Raw genomic sequence first — 12,757 nt, forward strand, 5'->3', positions numbered from 1 at the left:
GTACCGTTTTTCATTACTGCTGTGCTTTTGTTGCTGCACCCGATATTGCACTACCACCCTCAGAAATATCCTGACCAACCCCACGCGTGGTGTTACAGGCGGTTAAAACTGAAGAAAGCACCAGGACAGAAAATAACGCTGCAATTGTTTTCTTAACCATAATTTCTTCCTTTTATAGCCAAAGTTGTTTGTGCATAGCCACTTAAGCATAGACAAAATCCCGTAACATGACGGAACCGGAAGCGATTTTAGGAATACTGGAGAGAATTAGCTGGCAGCGTGCGAGATCGCGTGGCCCAGGTCTTTGATATCTTCGCCAACGCCGCGCGCGGTGTTGCAACCGGAAAGTATCGCGCTGGAGAGGACCAGCAGCAGTAGAATTTTAACGGTACGTTTCATCATCCCTGCCTGAATCAGTCGTTCAGGCGCAGCGAACGCTGCGCCTTTACTCGTTCATACCCAAAGTCATTCACGCTGCATAAAAGCCAACGCCTTTTGCAACGTAAAATATGACGGGTATACGTGAATTACTTCACGCGGGATACATATTCGCCAGAGCGAGTATCCACTTTGATCACTTCGCCCGTCTGTACGAACAGTGGAACTTTAACCACTGCACCGGTAGACAGTTTAGCTGGCTTACCGCCAGTACCTGCGGTGTCACCTTTCAGGCCTGGATCGGTTTCAACGATTTCCAGCTCGACGAAGTTAGGTGGGGTCACAGAGATAGGCTGGCCATTCCACAGGGTCACGATGCACTCGGCCTGATCCAGCAGCCATTTCGCGTTTTCGCCAACGGCTTTCTCGTCAGCAGACAGCTGTTCGAAAGTAGAGTTGTTCATGAAGTGATAGAACTCACCGTCGTTGTAGAGGTAAGTCAGGTTCATATCGACAACGTCTGCGCCTTCAGCGGAGTCGGTGGACTTGAAGGTTTTCTCTACACGAGTACCGGTCAGCAGGCGGCGCAGCTTAACGCGTGCAAACGCCTGGCCTTTACCTGGTTTAACGAATTCGCTGGCTTCAACCGCATACGGTTCGCCGTCCATCATGATTTTAAGACCAGCACGAAAATCGTTGCTATAGTAAGTCGCCATAAGGCCCTCTAAAAATTGTTAACTGGTAGCTAAGCCACAAAATGGCGCATATTGTAACCCTAAATACCCCGTCCAGAGAAGATTGGTTATCGCAACTTGCCGATGTAATCACCAGTCCTGATGAACTGCTGCATCTGTTAGACCTGGATAAGCATGAAAATTTGCTCGCAGGCCGCGAGGCTAAGCGTCTCTTTGCGCTGCGTGTTCCCCGCGCGTTTGTTGCGCGAATGGAAAAAGGCAACCCTGATGACCCTCTGCTAAAACAAACACTTACCTCTCAGGATGAGTTTGTTACCGCACCGGGGTTTAGCACTGATCCGCTGGAAGAACAGAACAGCGTCGTGCCAGGACTATTGCATAAATACCTGAACCGTGCGCTGCTGCTGGTCAAGGGCGGTTGTGCGGTAAATTGTCGCTATTGCTTCCGCCGTCACTTCCCTTATGCCGAAAATCAGGGCAATAAGCGAAACTGGCAGGTTGCCCTGGACTATATTGCAACGCATCCTGAGCTGGATGAGATCATTTTTTCCGGCGGCGATCCGCTGATGGCAAAAGATCATGAACTGGACTGGCTACTCACCCAACTGGAAGCGATTCCGCACATTAAACGTCTGCGCATTCACAGCCGTTTGCCGATAGTGATCCCTGCACGCATTACCGACGGTCTGGTCTCGCGTTTTGAGCAGTCCCGGTTGCAGATCCTGCTGGTGAACCATATCAACCACGCTAACGAAATCGATGACGCGTTCCGCTTTGCGATGACACGTTTGCGTAAAGTGGGCGTGACATTGTTAAACCAGAGCGTACTGCTGCGCGGCGTCAATGATAATGCACGAGTACTCGCTGAGCTCAGCAACGCATTGTTTGATGCAGGTGTGATGCCCTATTACCTGCACGTGCTGGACCGTGTGCAAGGTGCGGCGCATTTCATGGTCACAGATGAGGAAGCCCGACAGATTATGCGCGAGCTACTGACCCTGGTCTCGGGTTATATGGTTCCGAAACTGGCGCGTGAGATTGGTGGTGAACCGAGTAAAACGCCGCTGGATTTGCAACTGCGTCAGAGTTGATTAATCCAAACCCTCTCCCTGCAAGGGAGAGGGTAAAAAGGCAATCAGTTCGGGCATTTATAGACCTGGCCATTCATTGCGCTGGCCGTAGGGACAAAGCTCGACAACATTCCTTGCGTTGGGCTGCTCACGCCATAAATCACATTGCCACCCATTGCAGCCGCCTGGTTACGCAGAGCATTTGCCGCGCCGCGCATAGACCCCCCCTCTTCACCGTGTTGACCAGACATCCAGTTGCTTTGCTCACCGGTTGCTGTACCTAACAGCTGGCACTCACTGCCCGGCTTATCTTCCACAAAGCGAACATTCTGACCACCAGCAGACAGCTCATTACTGGAGCTACAACCCGCCAGCAGCAATGCTGCCCCTACGATCCCTGCACAGACTTTTACGCGCATGTTATTCCTCGTTTTCAATAAGCTGGACAGTAGTTGTCCGTGTGTAAACCTTATACCTAAAAGATGACCAAAAGAAAAACCCCCAGACATTTCTGCCTGGGGGTTTCTTGATGCTATGGGGTATAGCGCACGATTACATCATGCCGCCCATTCCACCCATACCGCCCATACCGGCTGCGCCTAAGTCAGGAGCATCACCTTTTGGCAGGTCGGTGACCATACACTCGGTGGTGATCATCAGGCCCGCTACAGATGCCGCGTACTGCAGAGCAGAACGGGTTACTTTAGTTGGGTCCAGGATACCGAAGTCGATCATGTTGCCGTATTCTTCAGTTGCAGCGTTGTAACCGTAGTTACCTTCACCCGCTTTCACGTTGTTCGCAACAACAGATGGCTCTTCACCTGCGTTGGATACGATCTGACGCAGTGGTGCTTCCATTGCGCGCAGCGCAACTTTGATACCCACGTTCTGATCTTCGTTCTGAGCAGTCAGGCCAGACAGTTTTGCAGCAACGCGAACCAGCGCAACACCACCGCCTGCAACGACACCTTCTTCTACCGCAGCACGGGTCGCGTGCAGGGCATCGTCAACGCGTGCTTTTTTCTCTTTCATTTCAACTTCGGTCGCAGCACCGACTTTGATTACCGCAACACCGCCTGCCAGTTTCGCTACGCGCTCCTGCAGTTTTTCACGGTCGTAATCAGAAGTGGCTTCTTCAATCTGCTTACGGATCTGACCAACGCGGCCCTGAATCGCGGCTTCGTCACCCACGCCATCAATGATGGTGGTGGTGTCTTTGTTGATCACAACGCGTTTCGCCTGGCCCAAATCTTCCAGGGTCGCTTTTTCCAGTTCCATACCGATTTCTTCAGAAATCACAGTACCACCGGTCAGCGTAGCGATATCTTGCAGCATTGCTTTACGACGGTCGCCGAAACCAGGAGCTTTAACCGCAGCCACTTTCACGATACCGCGCATGGTGTTAACCACCAGCGTAGCCAGTGCTTCGCCTTCAACATCTTCAGCGATGATAACCAGTGGTTTACCGGCTTTCGCAACGGCTTCCAGTACTGGCAGCATTTCGCGGATGTTGGAGATTTTCTTATCAGCCAGCAGGATGAACGGGCTTTCCAGTTCTACAGCACCCGTTTCCGGCTTGTTGATGAAGTATGGGGACAGGTAGCCACGGTCGAACTGCATACCTTCAACCACGTCCAGTTCGTCTTCCAGACCTGTACCATCTTCAACGGTGATAACACCTTCTTTACCGACTTTATCCATCGCTTCCGCGATCAGTTTACCTACGGTTTCGTCGGAGTTAGCGGAGATAGTACCCACCTGGGCAATCGCTTTAGAGTCAGAGCACGGTACAGACAGCGCTTTCAGTTCTTCAACAGCCGCAACGACAGCTTTGTCGATACCACGTTTCAGATCCATCGGGTTCATGCCCGCAGCAACCGCTTTCAGGCCTTCAGCGATGATTGCCTGCGCCAGTACGGTCGCGGTGGTAGTACCGTCGCCAGCTGCGTCGTTCGCTTTAGAGGCAACTTCTTTCACCATCTGAGCGCCCATGTTTTCGAACTTGTCTTCCAGTTCGATTTCACGTGCAACGGAAACACCATCTTTGGTGATGGTTGGTGCGCCGAAGGATTTGTCCAGCACTACGTTACGGCCTTTCGGGCCCAGGGTTACTTTAACTGCATCTGCCAGTACGTTTACGCCGCGCAGCATTTTCACACGAGCGTCGTTACCGAATTTTACGTCTTTAGCTGCCATTTTAATCTTTCCCTTAAAATCGTATGTTCAGTGTCGTTCGCGGATTACGCTTCAACAATTGCCAGAATGTCGCTTTCGGACATGATCAACACTTCTTCATTGTCGATCTTCTCGGATTTCACGCCGTAGCCATCGTTGAAAATCACGATGTCACCAACTTTAACGTCCAGAGGCTGCACAGTTCCGTTTTCCAGAATGCGGCCCTTACCGACAGCGATGATTTCGCCACGCGTTGATTTAGCTGCTGCAGAACCGGTCAGAACGATGCCGCCAGCAGATTTGGTTTCAACTTCTTTACGTTTGACGATCACACGATCATGTAACGGACGAATACTCATTGATAGCTCTCCTTTGAGAAAGTCATTATCAGTTATGGATGACGCCGGGCCGTATACGGTTTTCCGGCTAGTGCCCTGAGAGATGGGGATGGGTTTTTCTCCCTTCAAGGGGGAGTCGAAAAAAAATTTGCGAAAGTGTTACCATCGCCCCTCTTTTGATCTTGGCAGGACGACGTAAATGAGTGGACTCAAACAGGAGTTGGGGCTGGCACAAGGCGTTGGCTTACTCTCAACCTCCTTGTTAGGTACGGGCGTGTTTGCCGTACCCGCGCTGGCCGCACTGGTTGCCGGAAATAACAGCCTGTGGGCATGGCCAGTGTTGATTGTACTGGTGTTTCCAGTAGCGATCGTTTTTGCCGTACTGGGCCGGCATTTCCCCAGCGCAGGAGGCGTGGCGCACTTTGTCGGCATGGCCTTTGGCCCTCGTCTTGAGCGTGTCACCGGCTGGCTTTTTTTGTCGGTGATTCCGGTCGGGCTTCCGGCGGCACTGCACATTGCGACGGGGTTCGGACAGGCGCTGTTTGGCTGGCACGATAAACAACTTTTGTTCGCTGAACTGGGTACACTGGCGATTGTCTGGTGGGTCGGTTCACGGGGAGCCAGTTCGAGCGCTAACCTACAAACGCTGGTTGCCGTGCTGATCGTCGCACTGATTGCCGCGACCTGGTGGGCTGGCGATATCACGGTGGCAGAAATTCCGTTCCCGGCCATCACGAATGTCGATCATTCACAACTGTTCGCCGCACTCTCCGTGATGTTTTGGTGTTTCGTCGGCCTGGAGGCCTTTGCTCATCTGGCGTCAGAGTTTAAACAGCCCGAGCGTGATTTCCCGCGCGCCCTGATGATAGGCCTGCTGTTAGCGGGATCGGTTTATTGGGCCTGTACTGTGTTGGTACTGCACTTTAACGCATTCGGGGCAGATAAAGCCGCTGCCGCGTCGCTACCGGGTATCGTCGTGCAGTTATTTGGCGTAAAAGCGCTGTGGGTGGCCTGCGTGATTGGTTACCTTGCCTGTTTCGCCAGCCTGAATATCTACATTCAGAGCTTTGCACGCCTGGTATGGTCACAGGCGCAATACAAACCCGATAGCCGCCTTGCACACCTGTCAAAACGTCAATTACCGCTAAATGCGCTCAACGCCGTACTGGGCTGTTGTGTGTTGAGTACACTGGCTATCTACTGGCTGAATATCAATCTTGATGCCCTGATTGTGTACGCCAACGGCATCTTCATCATGATTTATCTGCTGTGCATGCTGGCAGGCTGTCGGTTACTACAAGGCCGTTTCAAAGCCCTGGCAATTATCGGGGGGGTATTGTGCTTGCTGCTGCTGGCAATGGTGGGATGGAAGAGTTTGTACGCCATCATCATGCTGGCAATGCTGTGGGTATGCTTGCCGAAGCGTAGTGTAATGTAAAAAAAGCCCGGTAACGCAATGCTTACCGGGCCAGTCATTTGGTGAAGCGCTCTGCTTAACGATCGTCTTTATGGTCTAAACGGTCGTGCTGTTCGTCCTTACGCTGGTATTCCCCTTCGAAGGTGTCCCCATTTTCAGGACCAGAGCTAAACCCGCCGCCAGACATACGGCTGAAGCTCAGGTGCGGCATCAGTTTCATGGTCAGGTGTTTTTGTACCGGTGGCAGCAACAGTAACAGGCCAAGGAAGTCGGTGAAGAACCCAGGCAGAATCAGCAATAACCCAGCAATAATCAGTGACACGCTTTTGATCATTTCAGCCGCCGGGCTTTCACCTGCCGCCATCTTCTGCTGCATTAACAGGAAATTTTTGAAACCCTGATTACGCACCAGCGACATCCCAATCACCGATGTGAAGATCACCAGGATCAGCGTCAGCAGGACGCCAAGCACATGAGCGACCTGAATAAAAATCGATATCTCAATGTAGACATAGAGAAAAATGGCAATAAACGGTATCCAGCGCACTGGCATCTCCTGTATGGCAGAGGCCTTTTGGCCCCTGTCTGAATGTGTTCGCACTTCGCGTCTACACAAGATGGTGGCGGTTAGCCAAAATTCAATCAGTTTGCACGGATATTTTTTTCGGAAATATTAAAGCGGTGATTCATTTCACAGATTAATAATTATCATGTTACGAGGGCAATAATAAGTGATCCAGATTACGGCAATTCGCTATTATCAGCATATGATCTCGAACATCTGGCTGATTGAGGGAATAATCGTCGGTCAGAAAATATTCAAAACCACATATATACTGTGTGTTTAGTACAATCCATCGGCAGCTTGAAAAGAAGGTTCACATGTTAAACAACATTCGTATCGAAGAAGATTTGTTGGGTACCAGGGAAGTTCCAGCGGATGCCTACTACGGTATTCACACTCTGAGAGCGATTGAAAACTTCTACATCAGCAATAGCAAAATCAGCGACATCCCTGAGTTTGTACGTGGCATGGTTATGGTGAAGAAAGCCGCTGCGCTGGCTAACAAAGAACTGCAAACCATTCCTAAAAGCGCTGCAAATGCGATTATCGCCGCCTGTGACGAAGTACTGAACAACGGCAAATGTATGGATCAGTTCCCGGTTGACGTCTATCAGGGCGGTGCGGGAACCTCCGTCAACATGAATACCAACGAAGTGCTGGCGAATATCGGCCTGGAGCTGATGGGCCATCAGAAAGGTGAATACCAGTACCTCAATCCGAACGACCACGTTAACAAATGCCAGTCCACCAACGATGCCTACCCTACTGGCTTCCGCATCGCGGTATATGCCTCCGTGGTGAAATTGGTCGATGCAATTAACCAGTTAGGTGATGGTTTCCAGCGTAAAGCGGTTGAGTTCCAGGACATCCTGAAAATGGGCCGTACCCAGTTGCAGGATGCCGTACCGATGACACTCGGTCAGGAATTCCATGCGTTTAACGTCCTGTTAAACGAAGAAACCAAAAATATCCTGCGTACATCTGAACTGTTGCTGGAAGTGAACCTTGGTGCGACAGCGATCGGGACGCGCCTGAACACGCCAGACGGTTACCAACAACTGGCCGTACAGAAACTGGCTGAAGTGTCTAACCTGGCAGTTGTCCCGGCAGAAGACCTAATCGAAGCGACCTCAGACTGCGGCGCTTACGTAATGGTACACAGCGCCCTGAAACGTCTGGCGGTGAAACTGTCTAAAATCTGTAACGATCTGCGCTTGCTCTCTTCAGGCCCGCGTGCTGGCCTGAATGAAATCAACCTGCCAGAACTGCAGGCAGGTTCTTCTATCATGCCAGCCAAAGTGAACCCGGTTGTGCCAGAAGTGGTAAACCAGGTGTGCTTCAAAGTCATCGGTAACGATATCACCGTCACCATGGCTTCCGAAGCGGGTCAATTGCAGCTGAACGTGATGGAACCTGTCATCGGCCAGGCGATGTTCGAGTCTATCCACATCCTGACCAACGCTTGCTATAACCTGCTGGAGAAATGCATCAACGGCATCACCGCCAACAAAGCAGTGTGCGAGAGCTTCGTTTACAACTCGATCGGTATCGTGACCTATCTTAACCCGTTCATCGGCCACCATAATGGCGACATTGTCGGTAAGATTTGCGCCGAAACAGGTAAGAGCGTACGTGAAGTCGTGCTGGAGCGCGGCCTGCTGACGGAAGCTGAGCTGGATGATATTTTCTCAGCACAGAACCTGATGCACCCGGCATACAAAGCAAAACGGTATACCGATGAAAGCGAACAATAACCGTTCCGGTTAAACTTGCCGAAGGCACGTCACTTGTGACGTGCCTTTTTTCTTTTTAAGCATTACCAATTACACAACAATTTAATATCAACTTGTTAATAAACAAGGAACCCTACTATGTTTGGAGCAGAACTCGTCGTCGTCTTACTGGCGATTTATTTGGGAGCAAGACTCGGTGGTATCGGCATTGGCTTTGCGGGGGGGCTCGGGGTACTCGTTCTTACCCTGATATTTCAGATCAAACCTGGCGCAATCCCTTTTGACGTTATCGAAATCATCATGGCGGTTATCGCCGCAATCGCTGCCATGCAAGTGGCAGGTGGTATGGATTACCTGGTAAGCCTGGCGGAACGAATGTTGCGTCGCCATCCGAAATACATCACCTTCCTTGCCCCACTGGTCACCTGGTTTATGACCATTCTTGCGGGTACAGGCCATACCGCATTCTCCACACTGCCGGTCATTACCGAAGTGGCGAAAGAGCAAGGCATTCGCCCCTCACGTCCGCTCTCTATCGCCGTAGTGGCTTCACAGATTGCGATTACTGCTTCGCCTATTTCAGCCGCTGTGGTCTTCTTCGCCGGTATTTTGGAGCCTATGGGCGTAAGTTACCTGACACTGCTGGGGATCTGTATTCCGGTCACGTTGATCGCCGTTATGATTACCGCAGTGGTCTGTAACTTCCTGGGTTGCGAGCTGAAAGACGATCCGGTTTACCAGGAACGTCTGGCGAAAGGTGAAGTGCGCCTGCGTGGCAGCCAGGTGTTTGAGCTAAAACCTCATGCAAAACGCTCTGTGATGCTGTTCCTGATCGGCATCGTGGCCGTGATGTTCTACGCCACTGCTATTAGCGATACGGTGGGGTTGATTCAGAACCCGGTTCTGCCACGTAACGAAGCGATTGTGGTCTTCATGCTAACTATCGCAACGCTGATTAGCATCACCTGTAAAATTGACACCAGCGAAGTGCTGAACGCCAGCACCTTTAAATCCGGTATGAGTGCCTGCGTATGTGTACTGGGTGTAGCGTGGCTCGGTGATACTTTCGTGAAAGCACATATCGCCGATATCCAGACTGTAGCGGGTGACCTGCTGCACAACTACCCGTGGCTGCTGGCCGTGGTGTTGTTCTTTGCGGCCACCCTGCTTTACTCCCAGGCTGCGACCACCAAAGCCCTGATGCCTGCGGCGCTACTGCTGGGCGTGACCCCGCTGACTGCGATTGCCTCTTTTGCAGCCGTGTCTGCCCTGTTCGTTTTGCCAACCTACCCAACGTTGCTTGCAGCAGTTGAAATGGATGACACAGGCTCCACTCGTATCGGTAAATACGTGTTTAACCATGCGTTTCTGATCCCAGGTGTCATTGCGATTACCCTGTGTGTGATCCTGGGCTTTATCATTGGCGGTATCGTGCTGTAAATGTTTTGTGGTTGTAAAAATAGTTAAAATCGGGTCGCGTAGCGGCCCGATTCATTAATGACCATCAGCCTCGCGTGGTATAGTGATTTTTTTCGCGAGAACGAGGTCGACCTGTGAACACGCCTGACGCTGTTGTTGTGCTTTGTACCGCTCCCGATGAAGCTTCCGCCCAGGATTTGGCCGCCAAAGTGCTGGCAGAAAAACTGGCGGCCTGCGTGACCCTGCTCCCCGGTGCAACCTCCCTGTATTACTGGGAAGACAAGCTGGAGCAAGAGTACGAGGTTCAGATGCTGCTCAAAACCAACCTTGCTAACCAGCAAGCACTTCTCGATTGTCTTAAATCTCATCACCCTTACCAAACCCCGGAACTGCTGGTACTGCCAGTCATCCACGGCGATAACGATTATCTCTCATGGCTCAACGCTTCCTTACGCTGATCCTGCTACTGTGCAGCACATCAGTTTTTGCCGGGTTGTTTGATGCTCCCGGCCGCTCTAACTTTATTCCCGCCGACCAGGCGTTCGTGTTCGATTTTCAGCAAAACCAGCACGACCTTAATCTGACCTGGCAGGTGAAGGATGGATATTATCTCTACCGTAAGCAGGTGAGTATTACTCCTGCTCACGCACGCGTTGGTGAAGTGCAACTGCCAGCAGGCGAATGGCACGAAGACGAGTTTTACGGTAAAAGTGAGATTTATCGCCACCGGCTAACCGTCCCTGTCACGATTAACCAGGCGGATAAAGGTGCGACACTGACAGTGACCTATCAGGGTTGCGCGGACGCTGGTTTTTGCTACCCGCCTGAAACCAAAGTCGTCCCACTCAGCGAAGTGCAAGCTATTGCCGAGCCTTCGACGCCTCCTCATACATCCAGGGAACCAGCAAACGCGAAGAGCGAACTTCCCTTTTCCGCACTCTGGGCTTTATTGATTGGCATCGGCATTGCCTTCACGCCCTGTGTGTTACCGATGTACCCGCTGATCTCCGGTATTGTTCTGGGGGGTAAACAACGTCTTTCCACAGCCCGTGCGCTGCTGCTGGCATTTATTTATGTTCAGGGCATGGCCCTCACCTATACTGCGCTTGGTCTCGTCGTCGCGGCCGCCGGACTGCAGTTCCAGGCAGCACTTCAGCATCCCTACGTACTTATCGGTCTGTCAGTAGTATTTACCCTACTGGCACTGTCAATGTTTGGCCTGTTCGCTCTGCAATTACCCTCATCACTGCAAACCCGCCTAACGTTGATGAGTAATCGTCAGCAGGGTGGTTCACCCGGTGGTGTGTTTGCGATGGGCGCAATTGCCGGGTTAATCTGTTCGCCGTGCACCACTGCGCCACTCAGCGCTATTTTGCTCTATATCGCCCAGAGCGGTAACTTGTGGCTCGGGGGAGGAACGCTCTATCTGTACGCGCTGGGGATGGGCCTGCCACTCATTCTGGTTACCGTCTTCGGTAACCGACTGCTGCCGAAAAGCGGTCCGTGGATGGAAACGGTGAAAACAGCGTTCGGCTTTGTGATTCTGGCGCTGCCGGTATTCCTGCTGGAACGTGTAATCGGGGATATCTGGGGGTTACGTTTATGGGCAATGCTCGGTGTGGCATTCTTTGGCTGGGCATTTATCACCAGCCTTTCGGCAAAAAAAGCATGGATTCGAATCGTGCAAATTATCCTGCTGGCGGCCGCGCTGATTAGCGTTCGTCCATTGCAGGATTGGGCATTTGGTTCCCATACCGTACAAACTCAGGCTCATCTGAACTTCACACAAATTACGAATGTTGATGAACTGAATAACGCCCTGGCGCAAGCAAAGGGTAAACCGGTTATGCTCGATCTTTATGCTGACTGGTGTGTCGCCTGTAAAGAGTTTGAAAAATACACCTTCAGCGATCCGCAAGTGCAAAACGCACTGCAAAAAACGGTTCTACTGCAGGCCAATGTGACGGCCAACAATACGCAGGATAAAGCCTTACTTACACAGCTCAACGTACTCGGATTGCCAACTATCTTGTTCTTTGATGAAAACGGTAACGAGCAGCAAGACAAGCGCGTAACCGGATTTATGGATGCCACAACATTCAGCGCACATTTGCGCGATCGCCAACCGTAAACAACACTTTAATCGGGATAACGGGGAGGAGATAACCGTGCAACGTGAAGACGTACTGGGACAAGCCCTGCAATTACTTGAAATCCAAGGGATCGCCAGCACCACACTTGAGATGGTGGCAGAACGTATTGATTATCCTCTGGATGACCTGCGTCGGTTCTGGCCCGACAAAGAGGCATTACTTTATGACGCCTTGCGCTATCTGAGTCAGCAGGTTGATACCTGGCGCAGAAAATTGATGCTGGATGAAGAACTGACAGCCGAGCAAAAGCTACTGGCGCGCTATACCGCTCTCACAGAGTGTGTGAGCAATAACCGTTATCCGGGTTGTTTGTTCATCGCCGCGTGCACATTCTATCCCGATCCCGACCATCCCATTCACCAGTTGGCCGATCAGCAGAAACGCGCTGCACATGATTTTACGCATGAACTGCTCACCAGGCTTGAAGTGGATGACCCAGCGATGGTTGCAAGACAGATGGAGCTGGTACTGGAGGGCTGCCTGAGCCGAATGCTGGTCAATCGTAGCCAGGCCGATGTTGATACTGCACACCGCCTCGCGGAAGATATCCTGCGCTTTGCGCAGTGTCGTACGGGTGGTGCGCTCACCTGAATGAACAATTCCAGCCCTGACATTAAACAGGGGTGGGCTTTTGGAGAAATTTCGTCATTTCGGCGTGAAAACCGACAAATTGCCGCAAACTTAAGCAGTTGAATGGCTTTTTCAGAAATAAGGTTGACGATTGTGCGTGATTGCGGTTTAATGCGCCCCGTTGCCCGGATAGCTCAGTCGGTAGAGCAGGGGATTGAAAATCCCCGTGTCCTTGGTTCGATTC

The 12,757-nt window shown here is 51.6% G+C and carries 14 protein-coding genes; 7 read left to right on the forward strand and 7 right to left on the reverse strand.

Annotated elements, in window-relative coordinates; genetic code table 11:
• Positions 1–13: 13 nt before the first annotated feature.
• The 3 genes from ecnB to efp form a co-directional block, all read right to left on the reverse strand.
• Complete coding sequence (gene ecnB, locus GF617_RS23690; protein WP_038984044.1) at positions 14–160, reverse strand: lipoprotein toxin entericidin B; 147 nt, start codon at positions 158–160, stop codon at positions 14–16.
• Between the two features lie 107 nt (positions 161–267).
• Positions 268–399, reverse strand: a complete 132-nt coding sequence (locus tag GF617_RS23695; protein ID WP_181623668.1) for an entericidin A/B family lipoprotein — start codon at positions 397–399, stop codon at positions 268–270.
• 128 nt (positions 400–527) lie between these two features.
• The gene (gene efp, locus GF617_RS23700) at positions 528–1,094 is read right to left on the reverse strand and encodes an elongation factor P (RefSeq protein ID WP_181621935.1); all 567 of its coding nucleotides are present in this window, start codon (positions 1,092–1,094) and stop codon (positions 528–530) included.
• Positions 1,095–1,135: 41 nt separating this feature from the next.
• On the opposite strand from efp, the gene epmB reads away from it, so the two are divergent.
• On the forward strand, positions 1,136–2,164 hold the full coding sequence (epmB, locus tag GF617_RS23705) for an EF-P beta-lysylation protein EpmB (protein WP_203452579.1): 1,029 nt from the start codon (positions 1,136–1,138) through the stop codon (positions 2,162–2,164).
• 44 nt (positions 2,165–2,208) lie between these two features.
• On the opposite strand, the gene GF617_RS23710 is transcribed toward epmB, so the two are convergent.
• From GF617_RS23710 to GF617_RS23720, 3 genes are all read right to left on the reverse strand, one after another.
• Positions 2,209–2,562 carry a DUF4156 domain-containing protein gene (locus GF617_RS23710; protein ID WP_181621933.1) on the reverse strand — a complete coding sequence of 118 codons (354 nt, stop codon included), beginning with the start codon at positions 2,560–2,562 and terminating at the stop codon, positions 2,209–2,211.
• 133 nt (positions 2,563–2,695) lie between these two features.
• The gene (gene groL, locus GF617_RS23715; RefSeq protein WP_181621932.1) at positions 2,696–4,339 is read right to left on the reverse strand and encodes a chaperonin GroEL; all 1,644 of its coding nucleotides are present in this window, start codon (positions 4,337–4,339) and stop codon (positions 2,696–2,698) included.
• Positions 4,340–4,383: 44 nt separating this feature from the next.
• Positions 4,384–4,677, reverse strand: a complete 294-nt coding sequence (locus tag GF617_RS23720) for a co-chaperone GroES (RefSeq protein ID WP_003855929.1) — start codon at positions 4,675–4,677, stop codon at positions 4,384–4,386.
• A 178-nt stretch (positions 4,678–4,855) separates the two neighbouring features.
• Here GF617_RS23720 and yjeH point away from each other — a divergent pair, with 178 nt between their 5' ends.
• Positions 4,856–6,094: an L-methionine/branched-chain amino acid transporter gene (gene yjeH, locus GF617_RS23725; protein ID WP_181621931.1), complete on the forward strand. Its 1,239-nt coding sequence runs from the start codon at positions 4,856–4,858 to the stop codon at positions 6,092–6,094.
• A 55-nt stretch (positions 6,095–6,149) separates the two neighbouring features.
• On the opposite strand, the gene GF617_RS23730 is transcribed toward yjeH, so the two are convergent.
• A complete protein-coding gene (locus GF617_RS23730; protein WP_203452580.1) occupies positions 6,150–6,620 on the reverse strand; it encodes an FxsA family protein in 471 nt (156 codons plus the stop codon).
• A gap of 335 nt (positions 6,621–6,955) precedes the next feature.
• Between GF617_RS23730 and aspA the strand changes: the two genes are divergently transcribed.
• The 5 genes from aspA to GF617_RS23755 all read left to right on the forward strand — a co-directional run bounded on the left by aspA (position 6,956) and on the right by GF617_RS23755 (position 12,534).
• Positions 6,956–8,392, forward strand: a complete 1,437-nt coding sequence (aspA, locus tag GF617_RS23735) for an aspartate ammonia-lyase (protein WP_181621929.1) — start codon at positions 6,956–6,958, stop codon at positions 8,390–8,392.
• A 117-nt stretch (positions 8,393–8,509) separates the two neighbouring features.
• Entirely contained in the window at positions 8,510–9,811 is a 1,302-nt protein-coding gene (locus GF617_RS23740) for an anaerobic C4-dicarboxylate transporter (RefSeq protein WP_181621928.1), read from the forward strand.
• 113 nt (positions 9,812–9,924) lie between these two features.
• Positions 9,925–10,248, forward strand: coding sequence for a divalent cation tolerance protein CutA (gene cutA / locus GF617_RS23745; protein WP_203452581.1), 324 nt, complete (start codon positions 9,925–9,927; stop codon positions 10,246–10,248).
• Positions 10,224–11,921 carry a protein-disulfide reductase DsbD gene (locus GF617_RS23750; protein WP_203452582.1) on the forward strand — a complete coding sequence of 566 codons (1,698 nt, stop codon included), beginning with the start codon at positions 10,224–10,226 and terminating at the stop codon, positions 11,919–11,921. Before cutA ends, GF617_RS23750 begins: the two co-directional genes overlap by 25 nt.
• A 37-nt stretch (positions 11,922–11,958) precedes the next feature.
• Positions 11,959–12,534, forward strand: coding sequence for a transcriptional regulator (locus GF617_RS23755; protein WP_181621925.1), 576 nt, complete (start codon positions 11,959–11,961; stop codon positions 12,532–12,534).
• Positions 12,535–12,757 lie beyond the last annotated feature (223 nt).

The organism is Lelliottia sp. RWM.1, assembly GCF_016859735.1.
Taxonomy (GTDB): Bacteria; Pseudomonadota; Gammaproteobacteria; order Enterobacterales; family Enterobacteriaceae; genus Enterobacter.

Coding starts and splice junctions, on each gene's coding strand:
- ecnB (WP_038984044.1), bottom strand. CDS start 160: ATGGTTAAGAAAACAATTGCAGCGTTATTTTCTGTCCTGGTGCTTTCT.
- GF617_RS23695 (WP_181623668.1), bottom strand. CDS start 399: ATGAAACGTACCGTTAAAATTCTACTGCTGCTGGTCCTCTCCAGCGCG.
- efp (WP_181621935.1), bottom strand. CDS start 1,094: ATGGCGACTTACTATAGCAACGATTTTCGTGCTGGTCTTAAAATCATG.
- epmB (WP_203452579.1), top strand. CDS start 1,136: ATGGCGCATATTGTAACCCTAAATACCCCGTCCAGAGAAGATTGGTTA.
- GF617_RS23710 (WP_181621933.1), bottom strand. CDS start 2,562: ATGCGCGTAAAAGTCTGTGCAGGGATCGTAGGGGCAGCATTGCTGCTG.
- groL (WP_181621932.1), bottom strand. CDS start 4,339: ATGGCAGCTAAAGACGTAAAATTCGGTAACGACGCTCGTGTGAAAATG.
- GF617_RS23720 (WP_003855929.1), bottom strand. CDS start 4,677: ATGAGTATTCGTCCGTTACATGATCGTGTGATCGTCAAACGTAAAGAA.
- yjeH (WP_181621931.1), top strand. CDS start 4,856: ATGAGTGGACTCAAACAGGAGTTGGGGCTGGCACAAGGCGTTGGCTTA.
- aspA (WP_181621929.1), top strand. CDS start 6,956: ATGTTAAACAACATTCGTATCGAAGAAGATTTGTTGGGTACCAGGGAA.
- GF617_RS23740 (WP_181621928.1), top strand. CDS start 8,510: ATGTTTGGAGCAGAACTCGTCGTCGTCTTACTGGCGATTTATTTGGGA.
- GF617_RS23750 (WP_203452582.1), top strand. CDS start 10,224: ATGGCTCAACGCTTCCTTACGCTGATCCTGCTACTGTGCAGCACATCA.